Source organism: Hymenobacter qilianensis (genome assembly GCF_014638675.1).
In the GTDB taxonomy this organism is placed as follows: domain Bacteria; phylum Bacteroidota; class Bacteroidia; order Cytophagales; family Hymenobacteraceae; genus Hymenobacter; species Hymenobacter qilianensis.
Genome location: NZ_BMFN01000001.1, coordinates 412,946 through 434,718 on the forward strand (window position 1 = coordinate 412,946; position 21,773 = coordinate 434,718).

The following is a 21,773-nucleotide window of genomic DNA, read 5'->3' on the forward strand; positions in this document are numbered from 1 at the left end:
CCGGATTTATTATCTACTTTTGGCCCTTCTCTGACCAAGCAAGTATGCACCGTTATAAAAGTCTGAATAACCTCGTTGGCTGGCTCGTATTTGCCATTGCCACACTTACTTACCTGATTACCCTGGAGCCCACCGCCAGCTACTGGGACTGCGGCGAGTTCATTGCCTGCTCCTACAAGCTGCTCGTACCGCACCCGCCGGGCGCCCCTACCTTCCTTTTGCTGGGCCGCATTTTCTCCCTGTTTTCTTTTGGCGATGTCACCAAGGTGGCGGTTCTGGTCAATGCGCTATCGGCGCTGAGCAGCTCGTTTACGGTGCTCTTCCTGTTCTGGACCATTACCATGCTGGCCAAAAAGCTGGTAATGCACCGCGCCGTACCAAACCTGGAGCCTAATCTGGAGCCAACGTTCGGCCAAACCCTGCTGATTCTGGGGGCCGGTGCTGTGGGCGCGCTGGCTTTTGCCTTCTCCGATTCGTTCTGGTTTAACGCCGTGGAAGGTGAGGTTTACGCTATGTCGTCGCTGTGTACGGCGGTGGTTGTCTGGATTATGCTGAAGTGGGAAAACCGCGCCCACGAGGCTGATTCCGATAAGTGGCTGATTCTGATTGCCTATATCATTGGCTTATCCATTGGCGTCCACTTGCTCAACCTGTTGGCGCTGCCGGCACTGGGTTTCATTTATTACTACCGTCGCACGGCCAATCCTACCCTGCTGGGGGGCATTTTGACGCTGGTCGTGAGTATGGTTATCGTGGGGTCCATTCTGGCGGGTATCATTCCTGGCTTGCCAACTATTGCTGGTGCGTTCGAGGTGTTCTTCGTGAACAGCGTGGGTCTTCCTTTCAACTGGGGCGTTATCATTTTCGTCCTGCTGCTGCTGGCTATCATTTATTTTGGCTTCCGGTACTCCTTCCGCAAGGGCAGCCAGCTCGTGAACACCGGTATGCTGGTGTTCGTGTTTATTCTGATCGGCTACTCCTCATATCTGATTGTACCGATTCGCTCGGGCTTCAACCCCACCATCGACGAGAACAAGCCCGACGATGTGCTCTCCTTTGTGAGCTACCTCAAGCGCGAGCAGTACGGCGACCGGCCTTTGCTTTATGGTCCGCAGTTCAGTGCTCAGCCCGTTGATCAGATTGAAGGTGCGCCGCGCTACGTGCGCGAGGGCGACAAATATGTAATTGCGGAACGTCGCCTTGAAACGATCTATCGGCCTGAAGACAAGATGCTGCTGCCGCGCCTCTACAGCCCGCAGCCCGACCATATCCGCTACTATCAGAAGTGGGTTGATGTGCAGCCGGAAGTGAAGCCCACGATGGGCCAGAACCTGAGCTTCCTGTTCCGCTACCAGATGGGCCATATGTACTGGCGCTATTTCCTCTGGAATTTCGTGGGCCGCGAAAGCGACGTGCAGCAGGCGGGCGTAGTGTGGCCTACCAGCGCTAGCGCAAGTGAGTTGCCCGTGCGTATTGGTGGCAGCAAAGCGCACAACAACTTCCTGGCTATTCCCCTGATTCTGGGTCTAGTAGGCTTGTTCTTCCACGCTCAGCGTGACGGCCGCAATGCCTTCATTGTGGGCCTTTTGTTCTTGTTTACGGGCTTAGCCATTGTGCTTTACCTGAACCAGCCGCCTATTGAGCCGCGCGAGCGTGACTACACTTTCACAGGCTCAACTTATGCCTTTGCTATCTGGATTGGGCTGGGTGTGATTGGCTTGGCGGAGCTACTGCGCAGTGTGCTCAAAGCCGATACAGTGCGGGCTGGCGTAGCGTTGGCACTTGGCCTTTTGGCCCCCGGCATCATGGCCGCCCAAGGTTGGGACGACCACGACCGCTCCGACCGTTACAGCTCCGTCGATTCGGCCAAGAACCTGCTCAACTCACTGGCCCCGAATGCTATCCTGTTCACAAACGGCGACAATGACACCTTCCCGCTATGGTACGCGCAAGAGGTGGAAGGCGTCCGGACGGATGTGCGCGTGGCGGTACTCAGCTATCTGAACACCGATTGGTACATCGAGCAGATGCGTCGGCGCGCCTATAAGTCGCAGCCGCTGCCTATTTCGATGAAGCCGCAGAACTACGTGCAGGGCACCAACGATTATCTGCCTTTTGTAGAAAATCCGGCTGTGCAGCAGGTCAATCTGAAGGAGTTTATTCAGCTGGTTGATGAAAATAGCCCCCTACTGCAAGTTCAAACCCAGAGCGGCCGTTCGCTGCTGTCATTTCCTACCAAGAAGTTTTTCCTGCCCGTCGATACGGCCGCGGTGATGCGCTCCGGCATTATTCCGGCGGAGCGCCGCAAGCAGCTTGTGCCCCGCATGGAGTGGGACATGGGCGGCGGCGCCATCGAGAAGAAAAACCTAGTGATTCTGGATATGCTGGCCACCAGCAACTGGCAGCGGCCCATCTACTTCTCCAGCACCGTCGTGCCCTCCGACATGATGAACTTGCAACCTTACTTCCAGCTGGAAGGCATGGCTTATCGCATTTTGCCGGCCCGCGACCCTAATTATGACCCGCGCGGCAACGAGGGCTATGTGGCCAAAGACCTCATGTTTGAGAACATGATGAAGAAGTTTGCCTTCCGCAACCTCAACGACCCCAACGTTTACTACGACGAGAACAGCCTGCGCTTCCCGGCTAACTATCGGGAGAAGTTTGCCCGCCTGACTGAGGCTTACTTAGAGGCCGGCGACAAAGTGAAAGCCAAGCAGATACTGAACAAGGCCTTCACGGTAATGCCTGATGCGTCGATTCCGTATGATTACTACACGCCCCAATTTGTAGGGCCGCTCGTAGCCGTAGGTGAGCGGAAAAAAGCCACCGATATTCTGGACACGATGACCAATCGCGCGCAGCAGGCGCTGGCCTATTACTCAACCACGAATGGCAGCCTGTTTGAGATGGAAATTCAGAGTAATCTGCTTACCCTGCAAAGCGTGTATCAGGCCGCCGAGCAGATCAAGGATCAGGCACGCGCAGCCAAGGCAGTGGAACTGCTGAATCAGTATTATCCTCGTCAATAAAGCAAAGGGTAATTCGCTTTCGGGATTCGACTAGTCGCGTTTCCGTAAAAAAGCCCCCCAGCAGTATACTGGGGGGCTTTTTTAGTAGCGATTAATTATAATTACTGGCTAGCCGTAAAATTCGTTTAAGGCTGCATACGCCATACTCTATGACCAAACGCCCCTTCTTGCTACTCCTCTGCTTTTGGGTTTGCCTGATAGCCAGCAGGCCCGCCGCCAGCCGCCGCGACTTTGCTGGCCAGTATAGCCTGGCGCGTCGGGTAGTAGTCGATACCCGGCGTGAGGCCGATAGCTTGCGTTTGTATGTGCGTTTTCCTAACGGGAGCGTAGTCGGGTCGGGGCAGCCGCTGCGAATGGCGGTGTGGCCGAGCTACGATGCTCAACAGCCCGTGTGGCAAGACTCAGTAAGTCAGCTTACTAAGCATACTAAACGCGTGGGCACGGCGGCTCTGGTTGAGTTTTGTGTTCCGATGGCTCGACTGCGGGCCGGGCAAGTGCTAAGTCTGCAACCGGGCCCCAACGCCGCCGACACGGGCGACGAGGCCTGGCTCCTACTCACCGTCGAGCGATTAGCACGGCCCTTCATTCTCGTCGATTCGATGGGTGCTCCTCTCATGCGCCGCTATGTTCACGCCAGCGAGCCATTTGAAGTTAGCACCTTCGGCCTCGATCAACCCTTGCTGCTGCGGCGCTATGCCAGCAATTTCACCGCAGCTTTGCCCCCTATGACCAATCCGGCAGCCCAGCCACCGGCTCCGCGCACTCTGGGGGTTCAGGATTCTATCATCTTTCAGGCTGGGCAGCTGGTGGCATTGCAGCGGGCCGGTTTGTATTTGCTCAATAGTGGCTCAAGCGGTCCGGCCAGCAGCTTATTAGTCGAGGAGAATAACTTCCCAGAGCTGACTACTGCTGCTGATTTGATTCAGCCGCTTATTTACCTGACATCGTCCGTTGAACGCAAAAAACTGTATGATGCTCCTTCACCCAAAAAAGCGGTAGACCAATTTTGGCTTAATGCAGCCAACAGGCAGCAGGCCGGAGCCCGTCAGCTCATTCGCACGTATTATGGTCGGGTGGCAGCCGCTAACCAGCTTTTCTCCGCTTATAAAGCCGGTTGGATGACGGATCGGGGCATGCTTTACGTGGTGATGGGGCCGCCCGACGCGGTGTACCGCACAGCTAGTGAAGAGCGCTGGATCTACCGCCAGCCTGACGTGGGCAACAGCACTTATGTGTTCCGCGCCAAACCCAGTACCTTTGCACCCGAACACTATGAATTGGTGCGCCGACCCGAGCACGAAATGCTTTGGTATGCCGCCGTGGAGCAATGGAGAAAAGCCCTGACGAACGCCCGTCCCGCCCGCTGAACGAGCAGCGCCGCACCTTTTACGATGAAAACGGTACGCGCCACGAGCCCCGCCGCGACCGTGACCGGCCAGAGGCTGCCCGCTCCGGAAACTCAGGATCCAAGCCTGACTATAAGCCACGCTATCCGCACCGCCCCGCCGCCGACCGCAGCATCGATATGTTGTTTGGCTTGCGTCCTATCCAGGAAGCCCTGAGTGCCGGGCGCACGCTGGAGAAGATTTATCTGCTGCGTGGCACCAAAAACAGCATTACCCAGGAAATAACGGAGTTGGCCAAAGCCGCTACGATTCCGGTGTCGCTGGTGCCGCTGGAGAAGCTCAACGACCTGACGCGCAAAAATCACCAGGGCGCGGTTGCCTTCGTTTCCCCTATCGATTACGCCCCCCTAGACAGTATTCTGGCGGGCTTATTTGAGGCAGGCAAAACGCCCTTGCTCCTATTACTTGATCGGGTAACCGATGTGCGAAACTTTGGAGCTATTGCCCGTAATGCTGAGTGTTTGGGCGTACACGCCATCGTAGTGCCCAGCCGGGGCGCTGCCCAAATCAATGGCGATGCGCTGAAAACTTCTGCTGGCGCCTTAAACCTAATTCCGGTGTGCCGGGAGCCTAATTTGAAGGAAACCATCAGCTTTCTGCAACATTCGGGCGTGCAGGTGGTGGCCTGTACGGAAAAGGCCGATACCAGCCTCGAAACCGCCAGTGTAGACTTTACTGGCCCCGTGGCAGTGCTCATGGGTAGCGAGGAGGACGGTATTTCGCCCGAATATTTGCGACTGGCTGACTATAAAGTGCGCATTCCAATGGCTGGCCAAATTGGCTCCCTGAATGTGTCGGTAGCCAGCGGCATTATGCTGTTTGAAGTGCTGCGTCAACGGCTTATGTCAGTTGATAAATAACAATTATCATTTATTAAACCACGTAGTAATCAACCAAAAAGCCCCCCAGATAAATCCTGGGGGGCTTTTTGGTTATCGACAAGTCAAACGCTAACCTGTTAATTGTTAAATGACTTAGTTGTAGCCGCTGCCTTTTTTGGCCCGGACATCGGCCACGAATTCTTTCACTCGCTGCTCTTCCGTGCGCTTGCAAATGAGCAACACGTTATCGTATTCAGCGACGATATAGCCTTCCAAACCCTGCACTACAACCAGGCGTTCAGACGGCGTTTTGATGACGCACTCGCGGGTATCATACAGAATGACATCGCCATCTATCACGTTGCCATTCTCATCGCCCCGGCCGATGCGGTGCAGTGAATCCCAGGTACCTAGGTCGCTCCAGCCGAAGTCGGCGGGCAGCACGTACACGTTGTCGGCCTTTTCCATGATGCCGTAGTCGATGCTGATGTTGCGGCAGCGGGAATATGCATTAGTAATAAAATCTGCTTCCTTACTGGTTCCCAGCTGATCGAGCCCTTCATCAAACACCTCCGCAATGTCGCCGAGGTATTGATGGAAAGCCTGCAAAATCACTTCGGCCCGCCAGATAAATAAGCCGGAGTTCCACAGGAAGTCACCGCTATTCACAAACATCTTCGCCAGCTCCAGATTTGGCTTTTCGGTGAAGGTTTTCACCTTCCGCAGGCTGCCATACAGCTCGCTCTGGTCGCCATCAATAAACTGAATGTAGCCGTAGCCAGTATCGGGGCGGGAAGGCTGAATGCCGAGCGTGATGAGAATATCCTGGGCGCGGGCGCTTGCCACAGCCTGGCTGATGATGCCCCGAAACTCCTCCTCACGCTGCACGGCATGGTCCGCGGGCGTTACGATGATGACTGCTTTTGGGTCGCGCTGCGCGATGCGGTAGCTGGCGTAGGCAATGCAGGGCGCCGTGTTTCGGCCAATTGGCTCGCCCAAAATCTGGTCGGGGGGCAAATCAGGCAAGTGCTGCTGCACCAACTCGCTATAATCGCGGTTGGTTACTACAAAAACATTCTCTAGGGGGCAAATTCCGGTAAACCGATCTACAGTAAGCTGCAGCATCGACCGACCGACTCCCATTACATCGTGAAACTGTTTGGGATGATTCGTGCGGCTAAAGGGCCAAAAGCGGCTACCGATGCCGCCCGCCATCACGACGAGATACGTATTTTGAGTCATAGAGCAGGCCTCACCGAAGCCGGGTTAAAGTAAGATCAGAAGCGAAGGTCCGAAATATTTCAGGGTTGCGCCCCTTCTGCATGAATCTGGCCAAAACCTGCGGGCTAAAACGCAGTTGCAAACGTGGCTTTCTTCTTTCTATACCAAGCCTTCGCGCAGTAAATCGTGGAGGTGGATAAAGCCGCTAAACCGTCCAGCATCTGTCACAATGAGCTGCGTGATATTGCGCTTCTGCATGCGAGCCAGCGCTTCGGCAGCAAAGTCTTCAATATCAATAGTAATAGGCGACGGCGTGAGGATGTTGTGCGCTCGAACATCTTCCAGATTAGTGAAGTTGGTGAGCATCCGCCGCAGGTCGCCATCGGTAATGATACCCAACAGGCGCTGGTCACCCTCGCTGAGCACAGCCGTTGCACCCAGTCGCTTGCCCGATATTTCCAGGATGATTTCGCGCAGGGGGGCATTTTCCAGCACTTGTGGCGCCTGATTCTGCCTGCTTAAGTCGCCTACCTTCAGGTAGAGCTTCTTTCCGAGAGTGCCACCCGGATGCAGCCTGGCAAAGTCGGCCGAGGTGAACTCCCGTGACTCCAGCAGACATACTGCCAAGGCATCGCCCAGAGCCAGCGCGGCGGTTGTACTAGTTGTGGGGGCCAAATTGTGGGGGCAGGCCTCGCGGGTAACAGGCGCGTGCAGCACATAGTTGGCCTGCACAGCTAAGTAAGAATCGGCATTGGCAACTAAGGCGGCCAGGGGTACACCTTTGCGCTTCAGTAAGGGCACCAATACTTTTATTTCCGGCGTGTCGCCGCTTTTACTGATGGCAATGACAAAATCTTCTGCTTGAATCATGCCCAGGTCGCCATGAATAGCGTCGGCGGCGTGCATAAACAGGGCCGGAGTACCCGTAGAGTTCAGCGTAGCGACAATTTTGGCCGCGATGTGGGCGCTTTTCCCGATGCCAGTTACCACTACTCTACCACGCAAAGATAGAATTGATTCTATGCATAGTGCAAAATCAGGCGTCCTATCCAAGGCATCTGCTACGCCCTGAATAGCGCTTGCCTCTTCATGGAGTACTTTTTTTGCAATTGAGTTGAGTTCGTTCTGTGGTTTCAATCTAAATTTGATAGTCGGTACCGGGTAATCGGTACCGAGTAGTTGGTTGTTCATCCCGTTGTTGGTTTCAAGCCCTAGGTTGGTCGTGTTGCTTATTTCATGGCGTATATCGTTGCTTCAGCGCTGTATTTAATTGGATAGCAACCAACTACTGTTTAGATAAATACCAAAAAACCATTAGATTGAGAGTTCAACAAGCGGTGTTGTACTCCTGTTCGCAATCCACAACCGAGTAAGTGAGAGAGACCATGCCAGCCCTAAAACAAGTAACAGCGCCCACGGCTGATCTGAAAGGCAAGTTAAAGGAAGTTTTCGGGTACGGCCAGTTCCGCGGCACCCAGGAAGCCGTCATCCAGAACGTCATCGACGGACATAACACCTTCGTTATCATGCCAACTGGGGCGGGGAAGTCGCTCTGTTACCAGTTGCCGGCGCTGGTGTTGCCGGGCACCGCCATCGTGATTTCGCCCTTGATTGCCTTGATGAAAAATCAGGTCGATCAGCTGAATGCTTTTGGCGTGAATGCGCAGTTTCTGAACTCAACGCTATCAAAATCAGAAATTAATCGGGTCAAAAAAGATGTAATCAGTGGTGAGGTGCGCCTGCTGTACGTTGCTCCTGAGTCGCTTACCAAGGACGAAACCATTGACTTCCTGCAAAAGGCTACCATTTCATTCGTAGCCATCGACGAAGCGCACTGCATTTCGGAGTGGGGCCACGATTTCCGGCCCGAGTACCGCAAGATTCGCGGCATCATCGACAACCTGGGGGCAAATGTGCCCATCATTGCGCTCACGGCCACGGCCACGCCCAAAGTGCAGTTGGATATCCAGAAAAACCTGCAAATGGACGACGCTTCGGTGTTCAAAACCTCGTTCAATCGTACCAATCTCTACTACGAAGTCCGGCCGAAGCACAACACCAAGAAGCAGCTGATTCAGTACGTGAAGCAGCACAAAGGCAAAGCAGGCATTGTGTATTGCCTCTCGCGTAAGAAGGTGGAGGAAATTGCGGAGCTGCTCCGAGTGAACGACGTGAAGGCCCTGCCCTACCACGCTGGCCTCGATCCGCAGGTACGGATGGCCAATCAGGATGCGTTTCTGAATGAGGAAGCCGATGTGATTGTGGCCACTATCGCTTTCGGCATGGGCATCGATAAGCCCGATGTGCGTTTTGTCATTCACTACGACACGCCCAAAAGCATAGAAGGCTACTACCAGGAAACGGGCCGGGGCGGCCGCGACGGCCTAGAAGGCAATTGCCTGATGTTCTACAGCTACGACGATATCGTGAAGCTGGAGAAATTCAACAAGGACAAGCCCGTTACGGAGCGCGACAACTCCAAGCTGCTCCTTCAGGAAATGGCCAACTACGCTGATTCGGCGGTATGTCGGCGCAAGCAACTGCTGCACTACTTCGGCGAGTCGTTTGAGAAAGACTGCGGCTTCTGCGACAACTGCAAGCACCCAAAGGAGCGTTTTGAGGCCAAAGATGAAGTGTTGATGGCCCTCAAGGCGGTGGTGCTTACGGAGGAGCGTTTCGGCCTTGAGCACATCGGTACGGTGCTGATGGGCATGAACAATGCACACGTAGAAAGCTACGGCCACAACAAATTGGACGTATATGGACAAGGCAAAGAACATGATGCTGCCTTCTGGCACTCGGTGCTCCGTCAGGTGCTGCTCAATGGCTTTTTAGAAAAGGATATTGAAAATTTTGGGGTCGTAAAAATGAGTCCTAAAGGTCAAGAATTCATCGAAAACCCTCATCCAATCAAGCTCACCAAGGACCACAACTACGACGAGGAGGTTCAGCAGGAGCAGCAACAGGAGGAGGTGCAACAGGCCGCCGGCCACGACGAAGCATTGTTTGAAATGCTGAAGTCTCTGCGCAAGAAAATTGCGAAGGATAAAAACCTGCCTCCTTACGTCTTGTTCCAAGATCCATCGCTGAAGGAAATGGCCACCACCTTTCCCGTCAAGATGGACGACCTCGCCCACGTGGGCGGCGTTGGTCAGGGCAAGGCCATGAAGTTTGGGGGGCCTTTTTTGCAGCTGATTCAGAAGTACGTCGAGGATAACGACATCATGACGGCGGCTGATGTAGTGGTAAAATCGGCCGTCAACAAGTCGAAAATCAAGATTTACATCATTCAGCAAATCGACAAGAAGATGGATTTGGAGGAAATTGCTTCTTCTAAAGGCATCGATATGCGTGAGCTGATGGAGGAAATTGAGCACATCTGCTACGCCGGCACCAAGCTTAACCTCAACTACTACATCGACGGCATCCTGGACCACGACCGTCAGGCCGAAATCACGGATTATTTCCTGCAGTCGAATACCGATAATATTGCCGTAGCCCTGAAAGAGCTTGGGCCTGACGAGTACACGGAAGAAGACCTGCGCCTCATGCGCATCAAATTCCTGAGCGAGTACGCCAACTAACTATCATCTTGAGCCACAAAAAAGCCCCCCAGACTTATCTGGGGGGCTTTTTTGTGCTCTTCTAACGGTATGGTCCGAATCAAAGACCTAGCAATATTCTTCGAACGCGCCTTGCAGGTTATTTACGATGCGCATCGTGTCGCTGCCTTCAATGTGGTAGCGCTCGATCATATGCACCAGCTCGCCGTCTTTAAACAAGGCAATGCAAGGGGAAGAAGGCGGATAAGGCAGCATGTGCTGACGAGCTTTCTCCACCGCTTCGGTTTCCATGCCGGCAAATACCGTCACCAGCTTCGCAGGCTTCTTGTCGGTGCTGGCTAAGGCCATTTTCAGGGCGGGGCGAGCTTTGGCAGCGGCGCAGCCACACACCGAGTTGACGGCTACCAGCACGGTGCCGCTCTGCTCGTTGAGCACTGAATCAACTTCTTCGGGGGTCATAAGCTGCTCGAAGCCGGCCGACGTAAGGTCTTGGCGGATAGGAGCTACCATGTATTCGGGATATGATGCCATGAGATATAGGCTGAAATGGAAAATCAATTGATTGGCCCGAAGGCCGCGCAAAAATACGCAAACTTCGGCGCCGCCTGCACAACCATTATTGGATGACAGTGGTTGCGCCCCATCAAATTTAAATAAAGCGGTGGCTTACCATGTGGCACCTTATCAGTGCTCTTTACAAAGCGTTTTTGTTTAAGCGCGAATCAAATTATTGTTGATTTAATACAATTAAATAAAGTTAATAACCATATACAGGGCTTATTGAACAAATAAAATTATATTTAACACCTGAAAATCATCTATACTGAATAACATGCTACGCATCTATATACTGTTTATTCTGGCTGGTATTGCTGGCACTACCCATGCTCAGGTCGACACTGTGCGTGCCAGCACGCTACCGCCGGCCCAACTTGCCGAGAAGCTTTACAACAGTGGCGTTACGAAATACAACAGCAAGAGCTACCAGGCTGCTATCCAGGATTTTGATAAAGCGCTGGCTGCCCGCCCCGACTTCGCTAAGGCGTATTATAATCGTGCTACTACTCGCTACGAACTAAAAGAATACTCGCAGGCTGTGCAGGATTATGACGCGGCCATCCGATTGGAGCCGACGGGCCATACCTCCTACTTTGGGCGAGGCCAGGCCCGCGAAGCAATGGGCCAGCGTGCTGAAGCCGAGCAAGACTATACAAAAGCCACCGACACCAAAGCCAATTTTGCGCCGGCCTGGTATTATCGGGGAGCATTGCGATTTGAAAAAGGCGAATACCAAGCAGCCAAGACCGACTTTGATCAGGCGTTGAAAGCTGATCCAAACTACGCTTACGCCTACCACGATCGGGCTAGCGCACAGCGGCAGCTCAGCAACTTCACGGCCGCCATTCAGGACTACACAAAGGCCCTGACCCTCCAGCCCGACCTGCTTCCAGCACTGCTGAATAGGGCAGCAACGCGCCGACGGGCCGGCGACTTAAAAGGCGCCTTAGCTGATTACAATGACTACCTGACTAAAAAGACAGATAACGCCATTGCGTACAGCAACCGCGGCAGCGCCCGCTACGAGGCGGCCGACTACCGCGGAGCTGCCGAAGATTTCAGCAAAGCCATCAGCCTCGACGCTTCCTATGCTTTTGCCTGGAATAATCGCGCCGCCGCCTACCTCAAGCTGGAAGACTACAAAAAAGCGGCGGCAGATGCAGGAAAAGCTATTAGTCTCAACCCGCAATATGCGGAAGCCTACCTCAACCGCGGCCACGCACGCGAAATGATCCGCGACGCGGCCGGCGCTTGCCAAGACTGGCGTAAAGCCGCCGAGCTTGGCTTAGAAGCCGCCAGCAGCTATGCAGCAAACTCCGGCTGCGGCAGCGAATAAAGCAGGACAGGTAGCGCAAGCTACACGCCGATAAAAGCCCCCCAGCGCTGACCAGCGCAGAGGAAACCCCATCAGAATAATACAGTACCATAATGTATAAGCTATTTTTATTCACCCTTCTGCTTTTCGGACAAGCAGCGCACGCGCAGAGCGTTGAGTTTAGCAAAGACCGTTTCGGTGACGATAAAGAAGGGCTGAAAGCGGCATTGCGCGAGCTAAAAGAAGGCGACAGCAGCTACGAGATGGACCCGCCCCGCTACGAGCAAGCCCTGCCTCACTACTTGGCTGCTCAGAAGTTTAACCCGGATAATGCGGAGCTGAACCTTAAAATCGGCGATTGCTACCTGCACTCCGGTTTCAAGCCGCGGGCGCTTAGCTTTCTGCAAAAGTCGTATAAGCTGAGCCCTGATGCTGATCCGCGCATTCATTATTTGCTGGGTCGGGGCCTGCACTTGAATGGAAAGTGGCAGGAAGCCATTGCGGAATACAAAGCCGCTCAGCCGGCTACGGGGGGCAAAAACACCGCCCCCATCCTGGCAGATATTCGCAAGAAGATATCTGAGTGTGAGAACGGGCAAAAAATGAGCAAAAAGCCCGTCCGCGCTTTTATTGATAACGCAGGCCCATCCATAAACTCGCCCTACGCTGACTACAGTCCGGTAATCTCGGCCGATGAATCGGTGCTGATGTTTACCTCGCGCCGCGACAACTCGACCGGAGAGCAGACCGATCCTGAAACCGGCGGCTTCTTCGAAGATATTTACCAAAGCACCCGCACAGGCCAGAAGTGGACGGTGGCCCGCAATCTAAAAGAGCCAATAAACACCGATGGCCACGATGCCACCGTCGGGCTTGCGCCCGACGGGCAGCGTATGCTGGTGTACGTGGAAGACAACGGGGGCGACCTGCACGAAGCAAACCTGCGCGGCGCGGAGTGGCGTAAGCCCCAGCGCTTGGGCGCCCGCATCAACAGCAAAGGCCACGAGTCATCGGCGGCTTATACGCCCGATGGACGCAGCCTGTACTTCGTGAGCGACAAGGAAGGCGGACTAGGCAGCCGCGACATCTACAAAGTGGAGCTGGAAGGCCGCGGCCCGGCCCTGAACCTGGGCTCCGTTATCAATACTCCCTACGGCGAAGAAGGCGTATTCCTGCACCCCGACGGCAAAACAATGTACTTCAGCTCGGAGGGTCATAACTCGATGGGCGGCTACGATATCTTTAAATCGGTGTTTGAAAACGGCAAATGGAGCGCGCCCGAAAACCTCGGCTGGCCCATCAACACCCCCGACGACGATGTGTTTTTTGTAATCTCTGCTTCCGGTCGCCACGGCTACTATTCCAGCTTTCGTGAAGAAGGCCTGGGGGGCAAAGACATTTACCAAATCACTTTTCTGGGCCCTGAAAAGCCCCCCATGCTATCTCAGGAAGACCAATTGCTGGCTAGTCGGGTACAGCCAGTAAAGGAGACGCTGCTGGCGCCGCCGGTGCCCATCGCCACGGCTCAGGTAACTATTTTGAAAGGTGTGGTGACAGATGATGTCACAAAGCAACCGCTGGAAGCCACAATCGAGGTAATCGATAACCAGCGCAACGAAGTTATTGCTTCCTTTCTGGCCAATGCGCAGTCGGGCCGTTATCTGGTTTCGCTTCCTTCGGGCGTTAACTACGGCATTGTGGTGCGTCAGGAGGGCTACCTGTTTCACTCCGAAAACTTTGATCTGCCAGCCGGCGCGGCTTACGCCGAAGTGGTAAAAGATATTGGCCTCAAAAAGCTGGATGTAGGCGTTAAAGTTGTGCTCAACAATATTTTCTTCGACTTCGATAAGGCCACCTTACGGCGCGAAAGCACCAGTGAATTGGAGCGTTTGCAGAAACTACTGACCGAAGCACCAGCCCTGCGCCTGGAAATCAGCGGCCACACCGACAACGTAGGCCAAGGCGCTTACAACAAGGACTTGTCGCAGCGGCGGGCGAAGGCGGTCGTTGATTATTTGGTGGGCAAAGGCATCGATAAAGCGCGTCTGACTTTCGCCGGCTATGGCGATGCGCAGCCAGTGGCACCAAACGCCACAAAAGCGGGCCGCCAGCTCAACCGGCGCACGGAGTTTAAAGTGACAGGTAAGTAGCCTGACAGGAATCTCTTAAAAAAAGCCCCCCAGTGCACTGCTGGGGGGCTTTTTTATGACCTAACGCGGGTTTAGCGCTCATGTTCTGCCTCTTCGGCAGCCTGCGCCTCGGCATTAACTCGTAAGATATTGAGAGTCAAGGCCCAGAGGTCTTCGTATGGAATGATTTCGCTTTCCGCGTACGCATCACCAGGCTGCGGAGCTTCCCGCAAACGGTTGAGCAGACTTTGGCCTTTCTTTTCGCAGGCCTGGGGGGCAAAATCTTCCCGCACAGTCAGCAGCAGCAGCCGAAAGAAGAGCTGACTACGCAAGGTGGCCGGGTCGCGCAAGTGATTCTGCTCATACTTACGCAGCCCTTCCAGACGGGTAAGCAGCGCATCCAGATTACGCTGCCGCAGATAATACAGAAACTGCAGCACCAGAATGGCCACGTTATAGCCTTGCTTATCCCGGCTATAGTCAGGTACGGTTTGAATAAACTGGCTGAACTGTAGCCGCAGAGCAGTTCCCTCGGGCTGAATGAAGTGCAGATACACTTCAAACAGGTCCCACCGCTGAATAGCCGCCGCGCGCTGCTTCCCGTAGTAGGGGTTTTTGCGCGCTAAACGCAGTATTTCGTATGCTTTACTGTACTCCTTGGCATGCAATGCCAGCAGCATATAATGCTCCAAGAAGTAGAACCAGTTGGCTGAGGAAGGATGAAAGTCTTTGATATATTCCTCCGCGAGCCGTAGTCCGTGCTCTACCTGACGACCCCGCAAATGCGCCCACACACTGATAAACTTATTAAATCGGGTGTCAAACCGCTTTTTGTTGACTTTACCTTCTTCAAATAAAGCTTCCGTGGTGCCAGTGATCTTAATGATTTCTTCAAAGTTTCCTGACAGTTCCTCGCGCATCAACTGCAAACGATACACATACTCGAAGGTATTGTAGGTGTTTATTTTGCGGTGCAATGCCTCCATTTTGGTGATGTGTTCAGAGAGCTCATTTAGCAATACGCGCCGCGAACGCACCGTTTGCGCCTGCTCCATCCGAACGCCCAGGTACACATTTTTGGCCTGCTCTTCTACCACTGCTACATTCTGATAGTGAACCAGTTGAGCCGAAATCGTACGATATTGCGTAGGCCTTCTTAACTGTGCATACAAATCGCGCAGGAAGCCTAAACTCATTACTGTATACTGCGTAAACTCGCCATCCAGCGCCAGCCGCAGACACTTTCGCGCCAACCGTTCAGCCAGCTCAAACTCACTTTCTCTGAACAATATATTTGCCTGATGAAACAGCTCTAAGCATTGGAGCTCGTACCGCCTTGAGATCAGATGACGGGGATCTGTATGATCAAGGAAGTATAAGTGGTTGAGCAGCTTCTTCTGTACTCTCGACTTCAGCTTACGGAAAGCAGCCTGATTGGTGGAATTAACCTTGGTATAAAGCGCCTTAACAACCTGAAGCTGGGTAGCCTGTTGCTCACCACCCAGCATCTGCACCAAATCAATTTCTTTATTGGAGGACGATTTTGCGCTAAAATCAATTAGAGGAGGCATGCCAACTCTTCTATCTATAATTATTTTAGCCAGATTACTGATGTCTTCCATAGATAGAGTACAATTTTAGAAAGTCAGATGGGCTTGGTGAGTAATGAGGCAAAGATCCGTGATTTATGCTCCCAAATTAAGCAACCTACCCATAGCAATTGGCCTCCGAGCACAGTTAGTTCATAATTAAACTATATCTTAATTTTATGCTAAAATTGCCATAAACCCCCTGTCCATAGTGCCAATTGCATAAAAAAATTAATATAAATAAGCGTAGATTTGTTTTTTATTATTAATTACACCCAAATTAATATTTATAATATCCTAGTCATATTTTAGCCCTAATCTTCCTTTCTTATCTGTCCCGAACGCCTCACATTTGTGTAGTTCAATGCTTGAACTCTTCACAACTAACTGACACCATGCTAGAATTACTTGCTCTCGCCCTTCTTCAATTTGCTACGCTAGTTTCCTCTCCTACTACTACAACTGCAACTACAAAAGGTGGCAGCAGCGGCTGGAGCGATGGTAATATCTCCGCATCAACTCAGGGCGGCAGCAGCGGCTGGAGCGACGGCAACCTGACGGCTGACGGTGGCAGCAGCGGCTGGAGCGACGGCAACGCTCGCTAGTTTATACATACTAGAAACGCTCGGTAGGCACCTACTGTACCTACCATTTCATACACGCTTCGGGCAAGTTAGCTAAGATACATCTCCACCAGTTGGGGAATCTTAGCTAACTTGCCCGGCGCCGTTTCTACGCGGTTGTTAGCTTATGCGGCGACTAATCTGGGGGCTGGGTCTCTATATTCTTATTGGTTTGTTGCCCGCTTGCAATCCGCAAGCCTCATCTTCTGATGCGGTTCGGGTGCGGTGGGTGCGCGACCCTGAGTCCCTGAATCCACTTATAATTCCTAATGATCTTGCTAATCAAGCCATTGGGTTATTATACCAAAACCTACTGACCGTAGACAACCAAAAGCAGGTGTGGGTACCGTGGCTGGCCGAAAAGCTGCCGGCAGTGCAGCACCAAGACTCGCTCACCCTGCTTACGTATCGGCTCCGTAGTGCTGCCAGATGGGATAATGGACAGCCCATAGTGGCTCAGGATGTGGCCTTTACCCTTAAAGTAATGAACTCTCCGGGTTTGCCGAATGAAGCAGCCCGGACCCGTTTCAGCTTTATTCAGGACGTGCGGCTGGACTCAACCGACGCACGCCAATTTACGCTTGTATGTCGTGGGCGTGCACCTGAGTATGTACATGACTCCGGTGATTATCCTATTCTCCCGGAGTATGCATTAGATCCAAAACGGGAGCTACGTACCATTCCTTTAGCCGTTCTGACCCAGCCCGCTCCGGTTTCTTTAAGTCAATACCCCGTGCTAGCAGATTTTGTGCGGCGCTACAACGCTGCTAATCTGGATAAGAACCCGATGAATCTTCCTGGCTCAGGACCTTATCAATTGACAGCCTGGCGCAGTGGGCAAGCGCTAACCTTTCGCCGTAAAACAAACTGGTGGGCCGACCAGCTGTCCGTACGGCAGCCTCCATTATTAGCAGTCCCAAAACAGATTGACTTTCAAATAATTCCTGATAATGCTACAGCGTTGCTGGCGTTGCGGCGGGGTGACATAGACCTGTATCCAATGGTGCCCGCAAACGAGTTTGACCGGCTTCGTACATCAGAGAACGGCAAGCAAGCGTTGCGCTTCTACACAGCCGATTCCTACGAAATGGTTCTGGCAGGATTTAACACCAGTCGGGCGCCGCTCAACGACCGACTGACCCGCCAGGCCCTAAACTATTTATTTGACATACAAGCACTCATAAAAGCCACCCAAAATGGCATGGCATATCCGAGTGTTGGGCTCATTAATCCACAGGAAAAGGCGTTGTATAATGATAGCCTCCCTCTGCTCACTTTTGCCCCCCAACAGGCAGAAGTACTATTGAGGCAAGCAAACTGGGCACGGCAGGGTGCAGGCAACTGGACACGACCTACGGCTGGGGGGCAAATTCAAGCTCTGGAATTGACTATTACCTATCGGGCAGGTGATGCGACCTTCGAAACCATCGCATTACAGCTCCGCAACGCCGCAGCCCAGATTGGCATTCCCATTCAGTTGAGGCCAACTGAATCAACTCTGCTGCTAAGTAAGCTACGGGCCGGCGACTTTGACATCTACCTGCGTACACTGTCGGGCAATCCCTTTGCCTACGATTTCAGCCCTATCTTACACTCTTCGAGTATTGATATCAGCAACTTTACTCGCTTTGGTACGCCAGCCAGTGACAAGCTTATTAAAGCTATTGTGCGCGAGGAAGACCCCGCCCGGAAAGCACAGCTGCTGCGTAAGTTTCAGGTGATGATGCGAACAGAGAGTCCTATTGTCGTTCTGTTTGTTTATCGCTACCGCCTGGCTGCAGACCGACGTCTTACCAATCTGCGCGTATCGGGCCTACGACCGGGCTACGACATTACAACGATCGAACCGCTGCCGGAAAGCTAAATCAGCATGGGGCGTTTTCTTGTGTACCGACTTCTTCGCACTATTCCAGCCACTTGGGCCATTGTTTCGCTTGTTTTTCTGCTTAGCCGGACGCTCCCTACCGATGTTTTATTAGGCCAAGCCTTAACCGATAAAGGTTTGGGAAGTCGGAGCATCACCGCAGCCGAGCGGGAAGCTACGCTTCTGCGGGTACAGCAACGATTTGGGCTTGCGGGCCCTGTTTTCTACTTTTCCCGCACCCATTCGAATACCGGTACCGTGTGGCAATGGAATGGCACTGACAATCAATACCATCGTTGGCTTAGCAACGCTGTACAAGGCGATTTGGGCCAATCATATCGTAGCGGCCAACCGGTTACAGCCGTCTTAGCTGAGGCACTGCGGTTTACGTTGCCGCTGACCACCAGCGCTGCGTTGCTAGCCACCCTGCTATCGGTTGCTCTGGCCTTGTGGCTCGTGTGCGGTGGACCGGCCTTGCTGCTCAGTATTTTGTATGGAATTGATGCCTTGCCGCTGTTTGTAGTGGCCTTAGGGTTATTGTTATTGCTTGCCAATCCTGATTTTATATCGCTTTTCCCGGCGTATGGCATGGGCCAGCAAGCCACCAAAAATGCCCCCTGGAACGTTCAAATCGGCTCTTATCTGTACTATAGCGCGCTCCCGCTAGCTAGTCTGGTTTTAGTGAAGCTGCCCTCCTTGGTTGTGCAGCTCTACGACGCTCTCCGTCATGAATTGGGGGCTAATTATGCAACGACTGCTCGCGCCAAAGGACTTTCGGGGTATCAGGTAGCTACGCGGCATGCCTTGCGCAATGCGATGCTGCCAATCATTGCCTTACTCACCGATTTGCTGCCCGCACTTGTGGCAGGCGCCGTGGTAGTAGAGGTGATTTTTGCGTTGCCTGGTATGGGCCGGCTGCTGGCTGACGCGGCCGCCGCGCATGACTTTCCGGTGCTTGTGGGGGGCGTTTTACTGGTAGCGGTTATGCGCTTGCTTGGGCTTGTTGTAGCTGATATGCTGTACTTTCTGACGGATCCGAGGATTCGCTTGCAGGCATGAGACTGCACAGAAAGGGCTCTGCTGTGCAGATAATTGCAATTGGCTGGCTGCTGCTGATAGCCAGTGTTGGCCTACTGGCGCCGTGGCTCCCCCTGGCTTTTTCTCCCGATTCTGTTGACTTAAACAATATAAGCCAGCCTCCATTTTGGCCCCCCAATGGCGTTAATCCTTCTCGTCATTGGCTGGGTACTGATGGATTCGGTCGCGATGTGTTAACAGCTTTGGTGTACGGAGCTCGCACCGCGTTATTGGTGAGCTTGCCGGCAGCCTTTGCTGCAACTGTTTTAGGCACTTTTCTGGGCAGCGCAGCCGGTTTCTGGGGTAATTCCGGGCTTCGTATTCCCATTATATACTGGCTGATAACGGGTTTGCTGCTTCTGGGATCAGTAGGATTAGCCTCTGGTTTCACTCAGCTTTGGTGGCCCTTTCTTTTGGTCTTAACGGCAGCAACCGTCATGAGCAAGCCGCTGATGCGCATACCTATGCTACAGCGCTCTTGGCCTTTACCGACTGATCGTCTGGTACTAGGGGCAGCATCGTTGCTGGCTTCCGTGCCTCGTTTGGTGCTTATTCTGGCGTTAGCTGCCGTGCTGGATTCTTCCTTGACAGGCCTGTTTTTGCTCTTGACCTTTACCTATTGGCCCGAACCAGCTCACTTGGTTCGGGCAGAGCTTTTGAGGGTGCGTGCTCTGCCCTACATCGAATCAGCTAGGGCTATTGGCTTGTCTGGGGGGCAAATTTTGTGGCGCCATGCATTGCCAAACGCTTGGCGAACGGTGCGCACAGCCTTTCCTCTCAGCCTTAGCGCCCTCATTGGTTTAGAAACCACACTTTCCTTTCTCGGGGTGGGTCTGCCATCCGAAATGCCTAGTTGGGGCCGCACCTTAGCCGCCGCACGTCTTGACCCGACCGCTTGGTGGCTGGTTATTTTTCCTGCCTTTGTACTAGCCGGAACCACATTAGCGCTTCGCCAACTCACTACTAACAGAATTTCTGCATAATATATATTTTTTCATATGTCACAAAAAGCGACTAATTATTCCTTTCTGGAAGATATATAGCAAAAAGGGGCTTGGTAGCATCATTCTCCAATTGTAAAGTCTCAAATTCATTAAAACCTCATAAAAGGCCAGATATCGCTACAACCAAGCAATTATCAGCGATAGCATAAAGAAGAATAAGTAAAAAATATTCAAATAGTTCAAGTCACAAAAGCAGGTTTGTGTTCCTTTCATCGAGGCCTGTTGCGGTCGTACTATTGTAACGAAGATCGGATAGCGCCTGGAAGCGCTACCGGTTTTTACTCCGCTTGCCTGATCTAAGATTTTATGCCCTCTTTACTTTTGAAACGTCGTCAGGGGTACGCTTTGCGTTACTTATTGATAGAAATGGCGCGGCAATCGGCCCCGCAGATGTCTGATTTTGAAACTATTGATGGAGACTTGGTTCCCTATGCTGTGGCACAATCTGCTTTACGCAGTGGACGGGCAGTTATAGTTGGCAATTTGCTTGTAGGCATGGTCGCCTCAGCAACGGATGGCAATTGGTAAATTAAAATAAATGGTTTCGGCACGCGGCATTTGCTCGCGGCGCTGCCGAAACAATAAAGGTTGTTGCAATAGGTGTGTTAAAAAACCCGCAGGTTCTGCCCGCGGGTTTTTTGCGTTTATGCCTCTCCCGTTTGGCGGGCCAGCAAGGCTATTCCTTCCTGAAAGGTGTGTGGCTTGTAGCCTAGGTCGCGTTGGGCTTTGGTAATGATGAAGCCCGTGCGCGGAGGACGCTTGGCCGGCTGCGTAAACGTACGGCCATCGGCTTTTACAATCAGCGACTTATCGAGTGCAAAATAATCGGCCACCTGCAAGGCCATCTGGTAGGGCGTCAGCAGTTCGCTGCTACTGATATTGTAGATGCCCGTCGCATTATGCTGTGCCACCAGCCAACAACCCTGCGCCAAGTCTTCGGCTAAAGTAGGCGTGCGGAACTGGTCGTCGACAACTTTAATCTCTTTCCCGGCGCGTAGCGAATCGCGCACCCAGAGCACGATGTTGGTGCGGCCATAGTCATGCACGATGCCATAGACAAGCACCGTACGCACAATGGCCCAAGAGCCATGACTGGCTTGCACCGCCCGTTCGGCGGCCAGCTTGCTTTCTCCATAAAAATTGATGGGGCCGGGTGCTTCTTCCTCTGTCAGGGGACCTTTTTCGCCGCTGAATATAAAGTCAGTGCTCACATGGGTAAGGTGAACCTGATGCTGCTCACAGGCCTCCACGAGGTGCTCTACGGCCGTCACATTCTGAAGCCAGCACGACTCCCGGTTCAACTCACACTCGTCCACATTGGTCATCGCAGCCGTGTGAATAACGTGCGTAGGTTTTTCGGTGCTTAGCACCTGCTGTACCTGAGCACGGTTGGTTACATCCAGTGGCACGAAGCGGAGGTCGGGATAATGATCTGCCAGCTTGTTGGCACCACGCGAAGTGGCAATGATTTCGACGCCCTGTTGCTGCCGAAGCAATTCAACCAGTTTCTGGCCTAATAACCCATTAGAACCGGTGAGTAGAATACGCATACACGAATGGATTTTATAGCG

16 protein-coding genes are annotated in these 21,773 nt (G+C 53.0%); 11 read left to right on the forward strand and 5 right to left on the reverse strand.

The features are described 5' to 3' along the window. Nucleotides 1-44: 44 nt before the first annotated feature. The 3 genes from IEW06_RS01670 (at nucleotide 45) to rlmB (ending at nucleotide 5,298) form a co-directional block, all read left to right on the forward strand. Nucleotides 45-3,032: a glycosyltransferase family 117 protein gene (locus IEW06_RS01670; RefSeq protein WP_187731059.1), complete on the forward strand. Its 2,988-nt coding sequence runs from the start codon at nucleotides 45-47 to the stop codon at nucleotides 3,030-3,032. Between the two features lie 149 nt (nucleotides 3,033-3,181). Further along, on the forward strand, nucleotides 3,182-4,399 hold the full coding sequence (locus IEW06_RS01675) for a GWxTD domain-containing protein (protein ID WP_187731058.1): 1,218 nt from the start codon (nucleotides 3,182-3,184) through the stop codon (nucleotides 4,397-4,399). After that, on the forward strand, nucleotides 4,360-5,298 hold the full coding sequence (gene rlmB, locus IEW06_RS01680; RefSeq protein WP_223284366.1) for a 23S rRNA (guanosine(2251)-2'-O)-methyltransferase RlmB: 939 nt from the start codon (nucleotides 4,360-4,362) through the stop codon (nucleotides 5,296-5,298). Before IEW06_RS01675 ends, rlmB begins: the two co-directional genes overlap by 40 nt. Nucleotides 5,299-5,412: 114 nt before the next feature. Here the strand turns inward: rlmB and IEW06_RS01685 are convergent, their stop codons facing one another. Both IEW06_RS01685 and IEW06_RS01690 read right to left on the reverse strand, forming a co-directional pair. Then, complete coding sequence (locus tag IEW06_RS01685) at nucleotides 5,413-6,501, reverse strand: mannose-1-phosphate guanylyltransferase (protein WP_187731057.1); 1,089 nt, start codon at nucleotides 6,499-6,501, stop codon at nucleotides 5,413-5,415. Nucleotides 6,502-6,639: 138 nt separating this feature from the next. After that, nucleotides 6,640-7,617: a KpsF/GutQ family sugar-phosphate isomerase gene (locus tag IEW06_RS01690; RefSeq protein ID WP_373285319.1), complete on the reverse strand. Its 978-nt coding sequence runs from the start codon at nucleotides 7,615-7,617 to the stop codon at nucleotides 6,640-6,642. A gap of 248 nt (nucleotides 7,618-7,865) precedes the next feature. Here IEW06_RS01690 and recQ point away from each other — a divergent pair, with 248 nt between their 5' ends. Beyond that, nucleotides 7,866-10,064, forward strand: a complete 2,199-nt coding sequence (gene recQ / locus IEW06_RS01695; protein ID WP_188547289.1) for a DNA helicase RecQ — start codon at nucleotides 7,866-7,868, stop codon at nucleotides 10,062-10,064. Between the two features lie 87 nt (nucleotides 10,065-10,151). Here recQ and IEW06_RS01700 read toward each other — a convergent pair whose 3' ends face one another. Then, entirely contained in the window at nucleotides 10,152-10,574 is a 423-nt protein-coding gene (locus IEW06_RS01700; protein ID WP_133271769.1) for a BrxA/BrxB family bacilliredoxin, read from the reverse strand. A 301-nt stretch (nucleotides 10,575-10,875) separates the two neighbouring features. Between IEW06_RS01700 and IEW06_RS01705 the strand changes: the two genes are divergently transcribed. Continuing rightward, on the forward strand, nucleotides 10,876-11,937 hold the full coding sequence (locus IEW06_RS01705) for a tetratricopeptide repeat protein (protein WP_187731055.1): 1,062 nt from the start codon (nucleotides 10,876-10,878) through the stop codon (nucleotides 11,935-11,937). Nucleotides 11,938-12,029: 92 nt separating this feature from the next. Then, a complete protein-coding gene (locus tag IEW06_RS01710) occupies nucleotides 12,030-14,066 on the forward strand; it encodes an OmpA family protein (RefSeq protein ID WP_188547291.1) in 2,037 nt (678 codons plus the stop codon). Between the two features lie 71 nt (nucleotides 14,067-14,137). On the opposite strand, the gene IEW06_RS01715 is transcribed toward IEW06_RS01710, so the two are convergent. Continuing rightward, nucleotides 14,138-15,616, reverse strand: coding sequence for a hypothetical protein (locus IEW06_RS01715; RefSeq protein WP_187731051.1), 1,479 nt, complete (start codon nucleotides 15,614-15,616; stop codon nucleotides 14,138-14,140). 413 nt (nucleotides 15,617-16,029) lie between these two features. Between IEW06_RS01715 and IEW06_RS01720 the strand changes: the two genes are divergently transcribed. The 5 genes from IEW06_RS01720 to IEW06_RS01740 all read left to right on the forward strand — a co-directional run bounded on the left by IEW06_RS01720 (nucleotide 16,030) and on the right by IEW06_RS01740 (nucleotide 20,730). Further along, nucleotides 16,030-16,239 (forward strand): hypothetical protein, encoded by a 210-nt coding sequence (locus IEW06_RS01720; RefSeq protein WP_187731050.1) that lies wholly within the window; start codon nucleotides 16,030-16,032, stop codon nucleotides 16,237-16,239. Between the two features lie 145 nt (nucleotides 16,240-16,384). Continuing rightward, the gene (locus IEW06_RS01725) at nucleotides 16,385-18,121 is read left to right on the forward strand and encodes an ABC transporter substrate-binding protein (RefSeq protein WP_187731049.1); all 1,737 of its coding nucleotides are present in this window, start codon (nucleotides 16,385-16,387) and stop codon (nucleotides 18,119-18,121) included. Between the two features lie 21 nt (nucleotides 18,122-18,142). After that, entirely contained in the window at nucleotides 18,143-19,180 is a 1,038-nt protein-coding gene (locus tag IEW06_RS01730) for an ABC transporter permease (RefSeq protein ID WP_188547293.1), read from the forward strand. Between the two features lie 482 nt (nucleotides 19,181-19,662). Continuing rightward, entirely contained in the window at nucleotides 19,663-20,181 is a 519-nt protein-coding gene (locus IEW06_RS01735) for an ABC transporter permease (RefSeq protein ID WP_187731047.1), read from the forward strand. 327 nt (nucleotides 20,182-20,508) lie between these two features. Further along, nucleotides 20,509-20,730 (forward strand): hypothetical protein, encoded by a 222-nt coding sequence (locus tag IEW06_RS01740; RefSeq protein ID WP_187309968.1) that lies wholly within the window; start codon nucleotides 20,509-20,511, stop codon nucleotides 20,728-20,730. A gap of 116 nt (nucleotides 20,731-20,846) precedes the next feature. On the opposite strand, the gene IEW06_RS01745 is transcribed toward IEW06_RS01740, so the two are convergent. Beyond that, nucleotides 20,847-21,752: an SDR family oxidoreductase gene (locus IEW06_RS01745; protein ID WP_187731046.1), complete on the reverse strand. Its 906-nt coding sequence runs from the start codon at nucleotides 21,750-21,752 to the stop codon at nucleotides 20,847-20,849. Between the last annotated feature and the right edge of the window lie 21 nt (nucleotides 21,753-21,773).